Below are 14,804 nucleotides of genomic sequence, written 5' to 3' on the forward strand. Positions count from 1 at the left end.
GATGAGTATTGGAGAGTGGGAAGCCCACGCCCGCTCGACTCGGGGGACTCGCTCACGGGTCGCTTGCTCACGGGTCACTTCGTTCCCCGTTCGCATTCGAGGCGCTCACGTCCGCTCGCGCCTCGCTCTCCCCGTTCGCGTTTTCGTGGCCTCGCCCTGCTCGGCCACGCACTCGTTGCGCTCCTCACTCACTTCGTTCGTTGCGGTGTCCGCTCACGGGCGCGAAGCGCCCGTTCGCGCGTGCCGAGGCGCTGCGCGCCTTGCGCCTTACTTCGTCCGCCGTCCCCGAGCGGGCACCCCCTTCCATTCCCGCCCGTTTCGGCCGCTCAGTGGGGCGGTTCGGGTGGGACTGAAAGGGGCGAGGCGGTCGGCGACGGCGCGCACGGGCAAGCACTGCTGCGAGGGAGCGCGCGACCGAGCGAAGCGCGCAGCCGGCGCACCGAGCCGACCGCCTCGGGGCTTTCTGGCTGTTGCCAGCGATTCCTGCCAAACTAAACACTACCATATCATCTCACGATCGCCGAAATCCGAGTGCCGCCAGCGCGGCTCGGCCGTAGGCCCACACGGCGACCACCACGACGGCCCCGACCGCGTCCGCGAGGATGTCCCCCACGCCAAAGGAGCGGTAGGGGATCAACAACTGGACGAGTTCGAGCAGGATGCCGTAGGCGACGACGATGATGGGGACGACCGCTGGATGGAGCGTCGGCTCGTCGGGCGTATCCAGCAGTGCGTACACCAGCGTCAGGCTGAAAAAGGCGTAGCCGAAGACGTGCAGCCAGGTCGCCTGTGTGAGCAGGCCGAACGGTCCCGATCGGGCGATATCCGACGAAGGTTCGACGACCGCCGCGACGAAGAGGATCGCCGTGACGACGAGGACGACCAGCCACCGCAGCGATCGATCAGCCTGCCGGGAGCGGGTGCTCATTTTTCTTCGACGTGGCGGACCTCGCTGGCGATCCCGCGCGAACTGTCGACCATCTCCGGCCCGCTCATGTTCGCCCGGCCGACCGCGAACGCCGAGGGCCCTTCGAAGACCACTTCGTCACCGACGCGGATCGAGTCGTCGGCGTCGATGATCCCCGGCGCGAGCACGCTGCCGTGGGGGACGAAATCGTCGATCTCGACGCGCTTCGTGGGGACATCAGCATCGACCCACTGACGAGCGCCGGCGAGCGTCAGCGCGAGGACGCCGTACTCGGGCACCATCGCGGCGAGTTGCTCGCCGTCGTCGTCTCGAACCCGGAGCTTCGGATAGCGACTCTCGACGCTGAAGTCCCCGAAGAGTTCGTTGCCAGCGTCCGCGCCGAACTGGTAGTCGGCGATGGCGCGGATTACGTTGTGCTGGCGCTCACGCTTGCGATACTTTTGCTCGCCCGCGAGCGCTTCCGAGAGGTTCGCGAGCGATTCGTCGGTCGTGGGATGGTCGACGACGGTGTACTCGAACTCCCGATCCAGCCGATCCTCGACGCGCTCGGTGATCGCCCGGTAGTCCTCGGGAACGTGGGCGATCACGCGCGGGTAGTCGTTGGCGGCGAGGTAGGCTTCGAGCACATCCGCGACGAATTCGATCTCCGTCTCGGACCACCGGCCGGTGACGACGGTGTCGTAGTGCTGGGCCGGGTAGGTGAGTTCGAGTTCCTGGGGGACGACGCCGATCGGCGAGGTCATCGAGGCGACGTGCCCGCGGTAGTTGATCGCCTCGCGGAACTGGCCGTGGCTCTGGGAGTCGCTGTAGGGTTTGGTCGCCGAGCACGGCACCAGAACGAGGGGGGCATCGAAGCGGTTGCGGTAGCGGTCGGTGACCCGCTCGGCGAAGCGCTGGATCTCGACCCGCCGGAGGGTGTCGTCGGTCGACGCCGTGATCTCCGCCTTCCGGAGCAGCGGCGTCCGCCCTTCGAGGTAGTCGTACTCGTCGTCCAGCCGACGCATCGTCGCGGTCAGCCACTGCTCGTGGCGGGCCTGGCCCTCGATGTAGTCCCGAAGTTCCCCATTTCGAATCCGGTTGCGGACGGTCCGGAGCTCGGCGTCGAGGACGTTCTCGTTGTGCTCGACGCAGTCCTCGCGGTCGAAGTCCTCGACAGCCTGCTGACACGCCGGGCACGAACACGGGAGTTCGTCGAGGTCGTCGACTCGATACTCGCCGTCGCGGGTGAGATACCAGCCTTGCGTCCCACGGACGACGGCGCGGTCCGTGTCGAAGAGGTCGACCCCGGCGTACGCGAGGGTGGCGACGTTGCCTGGCGAGGCGACGCCTGGAAGGTAGAGCCCGGCGTCCGGCGGGATCGACTCCCGAGTCTCGACGATGGCCTCGACGAACGCCTCGCTGTGGCCGACCAGGCCGGCCCCGCCGGCGAGGACGTACGCGTCGGTGCCGTGATCGGCAGCCGTCTCCGGGGAGATGACGGCGGCGCTGGGATACTCGACGTCCGGGACGGCGGGGTCGAAGGCTGTCTGAACTTCATCGGGCGTCCCGGCCGGGAACCCGCGGTGGGGCAGGACCGTCAACTCGTCGTCGCTGCCATCCGGGACCTGGCGATCTTCCGTCCAGAGGTCACCGGCGTCGACGAGCACGTCGTCGATCAGCGCCGGCGTGGTGATCGACGCGGCCAGCCTGAGGTCGCCGATCCTGGCGGCCCCGTCCCGGTCGATCACTTCGAAATACTCGGTCATGGAACCCATTCGGAGACGCGCTCACAACTATCTTTCCAGTCCCGAACGCTCTCAGTCCGAAACCGATCCGCCGCCCCCTCAACCGTCTGTCTCAGCCCGGCGATACGCTATATATACGATATTTGATCTGATTCGACTATATCCGGCATTTCTTTGCGGCAAGTGAAAACAATCAAAACGAGTATAATTATTTCGAATCGATGGTCTATATCCGCCAATAACCGTTCAAGAGTCGAAATTTGAATATCAAATATCCTTCTAAAATCCGCTACAGAGAACGTTCATATCCCTCACGTTCATCAAATCAAATTGCCTACCATGAGCGACTACGAGCTACCGCCGCTACCGTACGACTACGACGCACTGGAACCGCACATCTCCGAACAGGTACTGCGCTGGCATCACGACACCCACCATCAGGGTTACGTCAACGGCTGGAACGCCGCCGAGGAGACCCTCGCCGAGAACCGCGAGGCCGGTGAGTTCGACTCCTCGGCCGGGGCGATCCGCAACGTCACGCACAACGGCTCCGGCCACGTCCTGCACGACCTCTTCTGGCAGTCGATGAGCCCGGAGGGTGGCGACGAACCCGCGGGCGACCTCCGCGAGCGAATCGAGGAGGACTTCGGCTCCTATGACGCCTGGAAGGGCGAGTTCGAGGCTGCCGCCAGCGGGGCCGGCGGCTGGGCGCTTTTGGTCTACGATTCGTTCAGCAACCAGCTTCGCAACGTCGTCGTCGACAAACACGACCAGGGCGCGCTCTGGGGCAGCCACCCCGTCCTGGCGCTGGACGTCTGGGAGCACTCCTACTACCACGACTACGGTCCAGCCCGCGGTGACTTCGTCGCAAACTTCTTCGAGGTCGTCGACTGGGAGGAACCCGCCGCGCGCTTCGAGCAGGCCGTCGAACTGTTCGAGTAGATACGCGACGTCGTCTCGAACACCCGACAGTGGGTATTTTCGCGGAGCCATTTTCCGGCCGCTGAACTCTCCGTTACTCGATCACGGCCACGGTCGAGCTGACCGTGCCCCGCAATATTATCACGTGACGCCCCAAACGCAGCGTCGCCGACAATCAGGCGTCGTCCGTGGTCTCCGCTGTCGTCCCCCACTCGCCGCGGTGGTATGTGAGCGCTTCAGCCTCGGGGTTCAACAACTCGGCCGCTTCGACCTTCCCGACGTAGACCGTGTGATCGCCCGCCTCGAAGCTATCGTACACCGAACAGTCGACGTACGCGAGGTCGTCGTCGAAGACGGGCGCACCCGTGGCCGGCGCGTCGGTCGCTTCGGCGAGGGGATCGCCATCGTCGGTCATCCCCGCGAAGAACTCGCCGACCTCGCGTTGGTCTCCCGCGAGGATGTTGACGGCGAACCCGTCGTCGTCTCCGTCGGCGAGTCGCCGGTGGGCGTCGGTGTCGTGGTCGAGCGAGATCAACACGAGCGGCGGGTCCATCGACAGACTGGCGAAGGCGCTGACGGTGATGCCGTGGGGCGGCTCACCCGGCAGCGTCACGACGGTCACGCCGGTCGCGAACTGCCCGAGGACGGCCCGGAACTGCTCAGCGTCGACCATCGTTACCGATCCCTCAGCAGGATCGTCCGCGTCGTCCATGTCGTCGATACGATCCGTCCAGTCAGTGACTGCGTCATACACGCTCCGTACGAGGTCGATCGACATTAGCCCTTGCTGCATCCGAATACAGTTGGGTATCTGAGACGTTCGCCATCCGCGCTACTCCGGGAGGCGTTCGACGACTGCAGTGTCGATCACGGAGACGGTTTCGTCGAGCAGGACGCGAAGTTCGTCGCCTGCACAGGGGAGAGTCAGCCGGACACGGAGCGGCTCGTCGTCGACGATCTCCGTTCGCTTGTCACTGACGCACCAGTCGAAGTGCCAGAACGGCTCGGCGTTCAGGTCGACGCCGCGCTTCGAGAAGAACACCAGGACGTCGGCGACATCGAGCATCGTGATGCCGACAGTCGACTCCAGGCGGTAGCCACAGCGCTGACAGACGTGTTCGACGGCGACGTCGAGGGCGTCCTCCTCGGGATCGGTGACGAGATCCGACTCGATCGAGCCGGTACACTCGGGACAGACGCCGTCGGCCGCCAGACAGTAGTGATGGCGGACGTAGTGCTGGAAGGCTTCGAGGACGTCCTCGGTCGAGCGGTCGTCGAGGCCGCCGGCGGGGAACGGGTAGCTGACCTGGATCGTCCCGCAGTCCGTACAGCCGATGGTGAGTTCGTCGTCGACGTACCAGCCGTGTAGCGGCCCCTCGCAATCGTAACACGACCCCTCGACGGGGAAAAAGCCGAGCTGGGCGCGTTCGGTGAGCGTGCCCGTGAAGATCGAACTCACGACCTTCCGGCCGGGATATCTGAACACGTAGCCGTCCTCACGCTGGGCGAGGAAGTGGCCCGTCAGCTGTTCGAGGTGGTAGCTGAAGTTCGCGCTGTCGGCCATGTCGACCTGCTCGAAGATGGCCGTGAAGCTGACCGGCTGCTCGTCCGCACCGAGTTCCAGCATCGCCTGGAGGATCGCCACCCGGGTGTCGTTGCCCAGAATGGAAAAGACCTCCGCCGGCGGGATCCGCGACTCGGTCCGGGCCGGTCCCGGACCGGTCTCGGTCCCTGCCCCCGATTCGTGTCCGGACTCTTTCGTCCGGTCGAACTGACTCATACTGGCGAAACGGCGACCCGACGGGAAAACGCACGGGTGCTGTCAGACCTTACCGGGTTCGGCGATGCCGGCAGTCGATCCAGCCGAGCGATCCGGTGAGCGTCTGTCACTCTTCGACTGTCGTGTCGATGTCCACGCCCTCGGCGAGCAGGTCGAGCGCGCTTGCCGGCCAGCCGTCGTCGACGAGCGTGATCGCGGCGTCACTCGTTTCTGCGAGACGATTCACGCCACGAGCAGCGGCCCGGTAGGCCCGGTCGTCGAGCCGGTCGGGCAGCTCCGCCGTGAGTGGATAGGTCTGATCGAGGCCACGCGGGACCGGCCCGAAGGGAGGCTCGACCGCCCAGACGTCCGCGTCGGCCCCGGCGTGGGCGTCGGGATCGGTCGCGAGCAGGAGGTCCGCGGGCGGTGACAGCCGCGCGAGGCGGTCGTGATGTCGCCGGACCTCCGGGCGGGCTGCGCTCTCCCCTGAGAGGTAGAAGAAGGCGTCCTTCGAGGCGGGGTCGGTGCGTTCGAGCTGTTCGGCGTGGTCGAGCAGTGCCCGGTAGCCGTCGAGCATTGTCGGGTGGGCGCGAGCGCGGGTCTCGACAAGTTCCAGCAGATTCCCCTGCCGGATCGCCTGCTTGATACGGCGCATTTCGCCGAAGGAGACGTGGAGATTGTGCTCGGCCAGCAGCTTGGTGCGCTCGTGAGTCGGGCGGTCGCGCAGCTCCGCCGGGGTACGGGCCGAGCAGACGGGACACTCACACGGGAAGTGTTCGAGTTCGTCCAGGTGTTCGGTCCCGCGGACGGTGAGATACCGGCCGTCCCGGGCGTACAGGGCGTAGGCGGCAGAGTCGAACAGATCACAGCCGGCCGCGACGGCGAGGGCGAACATCATGGGGTGGCCCGCGCCGAAGAGGTGGACCGGGGCGTCCTCGCCGAGGCCGCGCTTTGCCCCGGCGACGGCGTCGACCATCTCCCCGTAGCGGTAGTCGTTCAACAGGGGGACGACCGCGCCGATCGGAAAGACATCGAGCCCCGTCGCGTACGCGTCCCGAGCGGCCTGCTCCCGAAGATCGGGGTAGGTCGCCCCCTGGACTGGCGCGTTGAGCAGCATCTCCCCGGCGTCGAAGTCGGCGGCCGTTTCGAGTCGAGCCTGTGTCGTCTCCATCTCCCGGCCGACCTGCTCGCGGTCGGCGTCGGGCGGCGTCGGGATGTCCACCGGCGTCGCGATGTCCGACCCGATCTCACGCTGGAATTCGAGGATCTCAGTCGTATTGACGTCGATCTCGCCGTACTCGGCGAGCTGAAACGATCCCGAGTCGGTCATGATCGCGCCGTCGAAATCCAGCAGGTCGTGGAGCCCATCTTCAAGCGCCGGCTCTCGGACCTCGTCGCTCCCGTAGATGACGTAGCTGTTCGTGATCAGGATCTCGGCTCCGAACTCCGCCAGCCGTCCGGGATCGATCGTCTCGTGGTGGGGGTTGATGACCGGCAGCAGTGCGGGCGTCTCGACGGTGACGTCCGCTCGCGGGACGGTCAACTCGCCGAGCCGCCCCATGGCGTCGTACGCCTGGAGTTCGAAGTGATCGCGCATAGCCGTCCTGGGTGATCGGCGGGCCTAAGAATTCCGTTTGGTGATCACAGCGCCCGACTGGCGGACAACTCGTCGGCACCACCGTCCTTGATCCCCCGTACTGCTGGCTCGGAAGCTCTGGTCGTCGGTTTATATCCCATAGCGACCAACGGGATGATATGAGTTCGAAAAAGAAACTCGCTGTCGGTGCTGTACTGTTCGCAACCATCGCCGTCGTCGCCGCCAAACTTCGCGGCGACTCGTCGGTTCCCGAGGAACCTGGCCCTGAGTAAGGTCCGACGCCGTTCGATTCAGCGCGCTTATCCGAGTCTTCACGACGCGCGGTCAGTGGAGTGTGCCTTCCCGGACGTGCTCGTCGTAGGCGAACAGCGCGTAGCCGACGTCTGCCGGTGAATGCCCTGTCTCGTCGGCGATTTCGCGGATCGGTTCGATCATCGCCACGTAGTCGGCGGCGTCGAAGTTCTCCTTGCGGCCCTCGAGGTAGTCCAGCCGTTCCAGGGCGGCCCAGACGCGCGTGTCCACTACGGCGTGGCGGTCGGGATCCAGCGCCGTCAGGGCGGCCGAGGCGACGGGGGCCTTGAACCCCGAGAGGCCGGAGAGCAGCTGCACCTGCGAGAAATCGCCCTCGACTGTTCGGACGTTACGGGTCACCTCGATGCACCGGTCCTCTGGATTGGACTCGACGTGATACGCACTCCGTGTTGCGGTCTCGTAGGCCAGTTCGTACAACTGATCGCGGGTCAGGTGGCCCTGCTGGCGGTACTGCTCGCCGAACTCGCTCAGCCGCTCGGGCAGGACACCCTGGGTGTCTCCGTACCGATCAAGGTTCTCGGCGACGAATTGTTCCATGTGGGCTGCTCGGACGGCGACGGTGAAATCGGTACGGGTTCCCGTCGCCCCCGGACGGTCACAGACGGTCGCCCGACCGTCAACTCCCGCCCCGACCCGACGCGCGGTGTTCGCTGATCAGCGTGTCGACCATCTCCGCGGTCCGGGCCTTCTCGCGCTCGCTCGCGTACTCCTTCCACTCTTCGATGGCTTCCTCGACCTCACGTTCGCGGGCGACGGCGAGTTCGTCGACCTCCTGGACGGTGACGCTGTCGGCCGGCGCGACCGGGACGTCCTCCTCGAAGAGCACTTCGTCGGAAACGTCAGAGAGCCCGCCGGTCCGCAGGACGAGCCGTGGGTCGAGATCGGCGAGTCGCTCGGCGGTCGATCGACCCGCACCCGTCGCGTCCCGAAAGAGGATGATGTCGCCCTCGGCGAGGCCGAACCGATCGTCGGCGTCCTCGATCGCCGCGGTCGTGAACTTCTCGACGACCTTCACGGGGACGAGCCCCTCCTTGGTCTCCTCGACCTCGGCGAAATTGGAGTGATCGAGCTTCCAGAGCGCTTTCAGGCGTTCGAGCTTGCCTTCCAGGTCCTCGACTCGCTCGCGTTCGGCGTCGAGTTCGCGTTCGAGGCGGTCGTTCTCGCGTTCGAGGCGGGTCACTTCCCGCCGTTTGCGGGTCTCCGCCCGCTGCTCGCTGCGGGCCGATTCGAGTTTGTCCCGGAGGTCGCTGATCGTCCCGTCTTTCGTTTCGATCGTCTCGTTGAGGTCTTCGACGTGGGATTCCAGGCGCTCGACGCGGTCCTGGAGCCGCTTGATCTGCTTTTCCTCGGCGGTGAGTTCCCGCGGGGTGTGTTCGCTCGTCTCCGCGGGTTCGCCCTCCTCGTCCGCGAGGTCGTCCAGGACGCTCTCGACGCTTTCCTCGCCGGCGACCACGCGAGCCAGCACGGGGCCAACCTCTTCGCGCGGTGGGACTTTCGCGGCGACTCGCTCGAACTGGTCCGCGTGATCGTCGTAGGCTTCGAGGGCGGCCGCCAGCGCGTCGCGCTCGTGATCGTTGTCGGTTGCCGCTTCGCGGGTTCGGTGAAGTTTCTCGTCGACGGGGAGGTCGCTGTCGGGCGTCCAGGCGGCGGCGTCGAAACTACGGCGGAGCTTCTCGACGGTCTCGGGCATCGGCGTGACGTCCGCGGCGACGACGATCGGTCGCCCGCGTTCGATGATCCACTCGATGACTGCGGCGGTGTCCGCAGTCCGGGTCGAGTGGACCTCAAGGACCTCGCCGTCGAGGCCGACGACGGCGACGGCGGTGGTCGTCCCCGGGTCGACGCCGACGACGACGTGATCGCGCCGGTGGGCCAGGGGCTCGAACTCGATGCCCTCTAAGCGCTCACGCTCGATCTCGATCCTGGTGTCGCCCGATCGTTCCCGCGAGACGGGGATGTCTTCCGGTGGGGCCTCGACCTCGAAGACCGCGTTCGAGAAGCCGCCGTACTTTTCGGTTACATCGCGGTCGTATTCGAGATTCGCGTCCTCGAGTTCGCGTTCGACCTCGCGGGCGAGCTTCTTGACCGAACCGTGAATCCGCCGGGTGAAGCGGTCCTCGCTCCAGCCCCCACCGCCGCCGGTCGAGCGGCCGCGGGAGACCTTCACCTCGGTCGTTTCGGAGAACGCTGACACCGCGTAACCGACGTTGCCCGCCGCGAGTCGGGCCGCCGCCTCGGCCTCCTTCATCGGGTCCTTGCCGTAGGCCACACCATGACGGGAGGCGACCCTGGAGAGCGGTTCGGGCTGTTCGTCGCCGGTCACCTGGACGAGGCGCGTTCCGTCGGGCAATTCCCGGAGGAAGTGGACGAGTGCGTCCTTGTCCGCGGCGAGTTCGTACATGTTGTCCGTGGCGACGATCGCCGGCTCGCGGTCGTCGATGAGTCGCCGCAGTTTCCGGCGGCTCACCACGTCCCGGTCGATGCTCTCGCCGTCGAAGATGACCAGCGCGTAGGAGGGCGCATCCCCCCGCACGTCCCCGCTCTGGACGTCCACGCCGAAGATCACGTCGTCCAGGGCAGCCGTCCGTTGCACGGTGGCACCTAGGTGTCTCAGCAGTATAAACCCATGACGCCGAACGACGGTTCCCTCGGTTTCTGTGTCGCAGCACTCAGCGACACATGCGTCCCGTGGTCGTCGATTTAGGATTGACGGTCGGCTGCCTCGTGGAGCGTCGTCACTTCGATCCCGCGCTCGCGGGCGGCCTCGACGGTCCAGATCACGCGTTCCTCGGGGACGGACTCCCAGTCGCTGTGGCCCGCGAGAATCCCCACGCCACCCTGCTCGGCGAGCGTATCGAGGTACGCCGCGAGTTCCGGCCGGGTCTGGTGACCCGTCTGGAGGTAGTACCGCCGCCAGTTCGTCGGAAGCGTACCTGCTGGGTTCGGCAGCGACCTGACTCCGGCGTTCGCGATGGTGTCGTATCCCTCGCTCGCGACGTCCCAAGCTCGCGGGTCAGTGGCGTCATACGGGAAGACAAAGCCCGTCGGATCGAAGCCCAGGTCGTCGAATTCCTCACGGACGCCGACGATTTCGTCCTCGATCGTGTCCATCGTCGGGCGGACGACCGCTTCGCCGGCGGTGTAATCGCCCGAAATCGCCGTCTCGAACTCCATGATCGGTTCGTCGTCGGTGCCCAACTTCTCGGCAAGGGTCAGCATTTCGGCGTCTTCGCCATTGGTGATCTCGTAGGAGTCACCGACGTAGACGCCGTGGACGTCATCGGGGAAGACGTGGTTGTCCAGGGTAACTCGACGGTCGCCAGCCGACGCGTCGGCCGTTACCCGATGGGTTCCCAGGTAGCGGTGACGGCGGCCGTGTGAGAGGACCTCGTGGCCCTCCTCGGCGAGCGTTTCGAGTTCGTCGGCTGTGATGTGGTCCTCGCCGCCGAGCCACCCGGGGACGATCGCCAGCGTCATGGGGGCGTCGAGTTCGGCGAGGGCGGGACGGAGCATGTCGAAGTCGCTGCGATACCCGTCGTCGAAGACGAGCGCGAGGCGCGGATCAGTCATTGGTCTCCCTCCAGCGATGTGACAAACTCGAGGGTGTAGCCGTCGGGGTCTTCGACGAAGGCGGCGTAGGCGTCGGCCGGTTCGACGACGTGTGGGCCGTCGATGACCGAGCCGCCAGCGTCGCGGCTCCGCTCGACAGCCGCCTCGACAGCAGCTTCGTCCTCGACACCCAGCGCGACGTGGTCGGTGTCGGCCCGCGTCGGTGCGATCGGCGTCGTTCGGTCAGGGTCGTGACGCAACTGGAGTTCGCCACCGTCACCGCTGACGTAGACGTTCTCGACCCCGTCGTCGGTGAACGACCACGATCGCTCGAAACCCAGTGCCTCGTAGAAGTCGAGGGATCGGTCGAGGTCGGTCACCCATATCGCGACGTGTGAAAGCTCCATGCCGTTTCATTCCACGCCGGCACAGATGACAGTATCGGCCAGTCACCAGTAGCGTCCCGATTCATTCGCCGTCGATGACCGTGGGATGGTGACGACCGGCGCTATTCGCTGTCGATGACCGTGGACATTGTAACGACCGGCGCTATTCGCCGTCGATGACCCTAGACATTGTAACGACCGGCGCTATTCGCCGTCGGCGACTGGGAGCTTGACAGTGACAATTGTCCCACGGGGCTCCCGGTCGTCGATCGAAATCGCCCCGTCGTAGCGACCAACGAGCATGCCCACGATGTACAGCCCGAGCCCGGATTCGCTGTCTATGTCCGGGGTAGTGTCGACGTTTCGAAGTCGGATCCGTTCCTGTTGGGCGATACCCGGGCCATCGTCCACGATTGAGACGGCGACTGTCCCGCCGTCGCGTTCGACTGACAGCTCGACGTAGGGGTTCGCCCGGTCGTTGTGTTCGACCGCGTTCGAGAGGAGGTTGTGAAAGACAGTCGAGAGGAGTTCGTCAGCGTGGATGGCGACGTCTGGAATCTCGCCCACCTGCGTGACCGTTGCTTCGCGGTACACTTCGCGAGTGTTCTCGATCTGGGTCTCCAGCACTCGCCGGAGTGAGGTCCGGCGCAATTCGGAGGGGTTTTCATCGCCCAGCGACGCCACGAACGCCCGTACCTGTTCAGTCAGCTGAATCGCTTCTTCGGTCGTCCGCTGGATGCGATCGAGATATTCCGCCCCCTCCGCATCGACGTGCCCTTCGAGATGGTCGGACATGCCGCTGATGATCTGGATGTCGTTGCCGATATCGTGGCGGACGATCCGGTTGAGCAGCGCGAGCTTCTGGCGTTCGTCGGCGAGCCGCTCGTGTTCGCGCTCGAGTGCCTGTCGTCGACGCTGGCTCTGTGCGTCGTATCGGCCGACCAGCAGCCCACCGACGCCGCCGATCGACGCGATCCCGCTCAGCACGATCGCCGGGTCGGAGACGCTGACCCCTGACCCGATCTGATAGCCGACGAGACCGAGTGCCGTGAACGTCCCGAACGCGGTCCCGAGGAACCACCAGACTGTGACCGCGGCAGCCAGCGATCCGTCGAGGTCGCTCCGTGCAAGCCAGTAGCCGCCGCCGAGGACAGCAAGACTGAATGATGCTGGCACGAGCGCCCCCACCGCCGGGCCGGACACGCCACCGGGCGTTGCGATCAGACGGACGACTGGGACGAGGATGCCCGCCAGTCCTGCCGCCGCGATCACGCCGCCACAGGCGAGTCGAACGCCCCACGGCGAGATGGTCTCAAACGCCCGAGCGACGGCAGCATCGGCCCGCTGCTTTGCCATTGTCCTAGCCAGTGGATGGCCCGAAGTAACTGTTCCGTGTTGTCTGAGGCCGTGTCACGGGCTCACTCACCCGTCGTCCGGATAGGGGACGTCGATCGACTGCCCGTCCGCAGCGACGAAGGCGGCCTCGCCGAACGCCTCGCGAGCCTCCTCCAGTAGCTGATCCGATCGCCCGGCATATCGCGTCGAGATGTGCGTCAGCGCGAGTCGCTTCGCGCCGGCTTCGGCCGCCAGCGATCCGGCTTCCCGCGCCGTCGAGTGCCCGGTCCGCCGGGCACGCGCTGCCCGGTCGTCGCCGAACGTTCCGTCGTGGATCAACAGGTCGGCGTCCTCGCTGGCCCGGCGGACGGCCTCGACGGGACGGGTGTCGCCCGTGTAGACGACCGTCCGGCCCGGTCGTGGCGGTCCGACCACTTCCTCGGGCTGGATCGTCCGCCCGTCGTGTTCGACCGCCTCGCCAGCGTGGAGTTTCGAGTACTTCGGCCCGGGTTCGATGCCGAGTTCGTTCTCGGCCGTTTCGCGATCGAAGCGCCCCTTTCGGTCGTCCTCGACCAGCGCGTAGCCGAGCGACTGGGTCCGGTGCTCGGTCTCGATGGCTTGAACCTCGTACTCGTTGGCGTCGAGCACCACGTCGCCGGGACCGTTCTGTGTGATCCGCAACGGGTAGGATGGTCGATCGCCGGTCGCGCCGATGAGCGCCTCCAGTTGGGAGCGAGTCCCGTGTGGCGCGTGGATCGCCAGCGGTTCCTCACGCTCGTTGAAATCCATCGTCTGCAGGAGGCCGGGAATCCCCAGCACGTGATCGCCGTGCATGTGCGAGACGAAGATGTGAGCGACATCGAAGCCCGTCCCGAAGTGCATCATCTGACGCTGGGTCCCCTCGCCGCAGTCGAAAAGCAGTCGCTCGCCTTCCCGCCGGACCATCACGGCCGAAGGATTGCGTTCGGTCGTCGGCACCGCGCCGCTCGTCCCGAGAAACGTCACGCGCATTACCTTCCGGTCGCCGGGCGAGCGATAAACCCCCTTCGGAACAGCCCGTCCCTCGCGGGCCGGGGATTGTCCCCCGAGAACCGTCCTAGAAGTGGATCAGCGGCTTGATCATCCCGTCTTCCTTCGTTTCCATCATCTCGAAGGCCTCCTGAATCTCGTCGAACTCGAACTCGTGGGTGGTCATCTTCGTCGGGTCGACCTTGCCCTGATCGAGCAACCGGAGCAGGCGCTGAATGCGCAGGCGGCCGCCGGGACAGAGGTCGTTGACGATGTCGATCTCGCTCATGCCGACGCCCCACTCGGCGCGCGGGATGTGCCGGAACTCGCCGTCGCCGTGGTAGCCGACGTTCGAGACCGTGCCGCCGGGCTTGGTGACTTTGATGCAGTCCTGGAAGGTCTCGTCAGCCCCCAGTGCCTCGATGGCGACGTCGACGCCCTCGCCGTCGGTCAGCTCCATGATCTCCTCGGCGGGATCGACCTCGCCGAAGTCGACAACGTCGGTCGCGCCGTACTCGCGGGCGAGTTCCTTGCGTTCGGGGACGGTCTCGACGGCGATGATCCGGCCGGCTCCTTGTAGCTCGGCCCCTTTCGTCGCCATCAGGCCGACGGGACCCTGCGCGAAGACGGCGACGGTCCCGCCCATCGGGATGTCGCCGCGCTCGGCACCGGCGAAGCCGGTCGAAAGCATGTCCGCGACGTAGGCGGCCTCGTGATCGCTGACGCCCTCGGGGATCTTCGCGAGGTTGCCGTCGGCGTCGTTGATGTGGACATACTCGGCGAAGGTGCCGTCCTTGACGTTGGCGAACTTCCACCCGCCGAGGGCTTGATTCGACTGGGAGGGGTGGCCGTCCTGGGCCGCCAGGGAGTTCCAGTCGGGCGTGATCGCGCCGACGGCGACACGGTCGCCCGCCTCGAAGTGCTCGACTGCGCTGCCGACCTCGTCGACGACGCCGACGACTTCGTGACCGAGTGTGAGGTCCTCACGCTCGCCGATCGCGCCGTGGACGGTGTGACAGTCGGAGGTGCAGATCAGCCCCTCCGTGGGCTTCAAGATCGCGTCCTGGGGACCGGGTTCGGGGCGCTCTTTTTCGATGATGGCCGTCTCGCCGATGTCGCGCATGACAAATGCTTTCATTGTACGAACAGTCAGACAAACGGCCGCATTCGTTATAAAGGTGAGTTCCAGTCCAGCGATTTGGGAATCCAACAACCGGTCCGTCGCAGTCGAGGTGGGCGTCGTGGTGCCGTTCGTTTCGGTCGTCGGTTGCGTGGTGTCGGCGTC

Annotated in this window: 13 protein-coding genes; 1 reads left to right on the forward strand and 12 read right to left on the reverse strand. The window is 65.9% G+C overall.

Annotation, left to right across the window (positions count from 1 at the left end):
- Positions 1-511: 511 nt before the first annotated feature.
- Complete coding sequence (locus HUTA_RS10640) at positions 512-928, reverse strand: VanZ family protein (protein ID WP_015789914.1); 417 nt, start codon at positions 926-928, stop codon at positions 512-514.
- Positions 925-2,673, reverse strand: coding sequence for an archaeosine synthase subunit alpha (gene arcS / locus HUTA_RS10645; RefSeq protein WP_015789915.1), 1,749 nt, complete (start codon positions 2,671-2,673; stop codon positions 925-927). Before arcS ends, HUTA_RS10640 begins: the two co-directional genes overlap by 4 nt.
- Before the next feature lie 318 nt (positions 2,674-2,991).
- Here arcS and sod point away from each other — a divergent pair, with 318 nt between their 5' ends.
- Positions 2,992-3,594, forward strand: a complete 603-nt coding sequence (gene sod / locus HUTA_RS10650; RefSeq protein WP_015789916.1) for a superoxide dismutase — start codon at positions 2,992-2,994, stop codon at positions 3,592-3,594.
- Positions 3,595-3,748: 154 nt separating this feature from the next.
- Here sod and HUTA_RS10655 read toward each other — a convergent pair whose 3' ends face one another.
- The 10 genes from HUTA_RS10655 to HUTA_RS10700 all read right to left on the reverse strand — a co-directional run bounded on the left by HUTA_RS10655 (position 3,749) and on the right by HUTA_RS10700 (position 14,657).
- Positions 3,749-4,351 (reverse strand): flavin reductase family protein, encoded by a 603-nt coding sequence (locus tag HUTA_RS10655; RefSeq protein ID WP_245529096.1) that lies wholly within the window; start codon positions 4,349-4,351, stop codon positions 3,749-3,751.
- 54 nt (positions 4,352-4,405) lie between these two features.
- Positions 4,406-5,353: a winged helix-turn-helix domain-containing protein gene (locus tag HUTA_RS10660; protein WP_015789918.1), complete on the reverse strand. Its 948-nt coding sequence runs from the start codon at positions 5,351-5,353 to the stop codon at positions 4,406-4,408.
- Positions 5,354-5,459: 106 nt separating this feature from the next.
- Positions 5,460-6,929: a tRNA guanosine(15) transglycosylase TgtA gene (gene tgtA / locus HUTA_RS10665; protein WP_015789919.1), complete on the reverse strand. Its 1,470-nt coding sequence runs from the start codon at positions 6,927-6,929 to the stop codon at positions 5,460-5,462.
- Between the two features lie 324 nt (positions 6,930-7,253).
- Positions 7,254-7,778 (reverse strand): hypothetical protein, encoded by a 525-nt coding sequence (locus HUTA_RS10670; protein ID WP_015789920.1) that lies wholly within the window; start codon positions 7,776-7,778, stop codon positions 7,254-7,256.
- Between the two features lie 79 nt (positions 7,779-7,857).
- The gene (locus tag HUTA_RS10675) at positions 7,858-9,834 is read right to left on the reverse strand and encodes a DUF460 domain-containing protein (RefSeq protein ID WP_015789921.1); all 1,977 of its coding nucleotides are present in this window, start codon (positions 9,832-9,834) and stop codon (positions 7,858-7,860) included.
- A 107-nt stretch (positions 9,835-9,941) separates the two neighbouring features.
- Positions 9,942-10,811, reverse strand: a complete 870-nt coding sequence (locus HUTA_RS10680) for a polysaccharide deacetylase family protein (RefSeq protein ID WP_015789922.1) — start codon at positions 10,809-10,811, stop codon at positions 9,942-9,944.
- The gene (locus tag HUTA_RS10685; protein WP_015789923.1) at positions 10,808-11,197 is read right to left on the reverse strand and encodes a VOC family protein; all 390 of its coding nucleotides are present in this window, start codon (positions 11,195-11,197) and stop codon (positions 10,808-10,810) included. Before HUTA_RS10685 ends, HUTA_RS10680 begins: the two co-directional genes overlap by 4 nt.
- 183 nt (positions 11,198-11,380) lie before the next feature.
- Complete coding sequence (locus HUTA_RS10690; RefSeq protein WP_015789924.1) at positions 11,381-12,532, reverse strand: sensor histidine kinase; 1,152 nt, start codon at positions 12,530-12,532, stop codon at positions 11,381-11,383.
- 66 nt (positions 12,533-12,598) lie between these two features.
- Positions 12,599-13,522, reverse strand: a complete 924-nt coding sequence (gene rnz / locus HUTA_RS10695; RefSeq protein ID WP_015789925.1) for a ribonuclease Z — start codon at positions 13,520-13,522, stop codon at positions 12,599-12,601.
- 85 nt (positions 13,523-13,607) lie between these two features.
- On the reverse strand, positions 13,608-14,657 hold the full coding sequence (locus HUTA_RS10700; protein WP_015789926.1) for a zinc-binding dehydrogenase: 1,050 nt from the start codon (positions 14,655-14,657) through the stop codon (positions 13,608-13,610).
- Positions 14,658-14,804: the final 147 nt, after the last annotated feature.

The organism is Halorhabdus utahensis DSM 12940 (assembly GCF_000023945.1).
In the GTDB taxonomy this organism is placed as follows: Archaea; Halobacteriota; Halobacteria; order Halobacteriales; family Haloarculaceae; genus Halorhabdus; species Halorhabdus utahensis.

What these genes read in the sequence shown, in the direction of transcription:
- tgtA (WP_015789919.1), bottom strand. Translation starts at nt 6,929, where the DNA reads ATGCGCGATCACTTCGAACTCCAGGCGTACGACGCCATGGGGCGGCTC.
- HUTA_RS10655 (WP_245529096.1), bottom strand. Translation starts at nt 4,351, where the DNA reads ATGTCGATCGACCTCGTACGGAGCGTGTATGACGCAGTCACTGACTGG.
- HUTA_RS10670 (WP_015789920.1), bottom strand. Translation starts at nt 7,778, where the DNA reads ATGGAACAATTCGTCGCCGAGAACCTTGATCGGTACGGAGACACCCAG.
- HUTA_RS10685 (WP_015789923.1), bottom strand. Translation starts at nt 11,197, where the DNA reads ATGGAGCTTTCACACGTCGCGATATGGGTGACCGACCTCGACCGATCC.
- HUTA_RS10640 (WP_015789914.1), bottom strand. Translation starts at nt 928, where the DNA reads ATGAGCACCCGCTCCCGGCAGGCTGATCGATCGCTGCGGTGGCTGGTC.
- rnz (WP_015789925.1), bottom strand. Translation starts at nt 13,522, where the DNA reads ATGCGCGTGACGTTTCTCGGGACGAGCGGCGCGGTGCCGACGACCGAA.
- HUTA_RS10680 (WP_015789922.1), bottom strand. Translation starts at nt 10,811, where the DNA reads ATGACTGATCCGCGCCTCGCGCTCGTCTTCGACGACGGGTATCGCAGC.
- sod (WP_015789916.1), top strand. Translation starts at nt 2,992, where the DNA reads ATGAGCGACTACGAGCTACCGCCGCTACCGTACGACTACGACGCACTG.
- HUTA_RS10700 (WP_015789926.1), bottom strand. Translation starts at nt 14,657, where the DNA reads ATGAAAGCATTTGTCATGCGCGACATCGGCGAGACGGCCATCATCGAA.
- HUTA_RS10660 (WP_015789918.1), bottom strand. Translation starts at nt 5,353, where the DNA reads ATGAGTCAGTTCGACCGGACGAAAGAGTCCGGACACGAATCGGGGGCA.
- HUTA_RS10690 (WP_015789924.1), bottom strand. Translation starts at nt 12,532, where the DNA reads ATGGCAAAGCAGCGGGCCGATGCTGCCGTCGCTCGGGCGTTTGAGACC.
- arcS (WP_015789915.1), bottom strand. Translation starts at nt 2,673, where the DNA reads ATGACCGAGTATTTCGAAGTGATCGACCGGGACGGGGCCGCCAGGATC.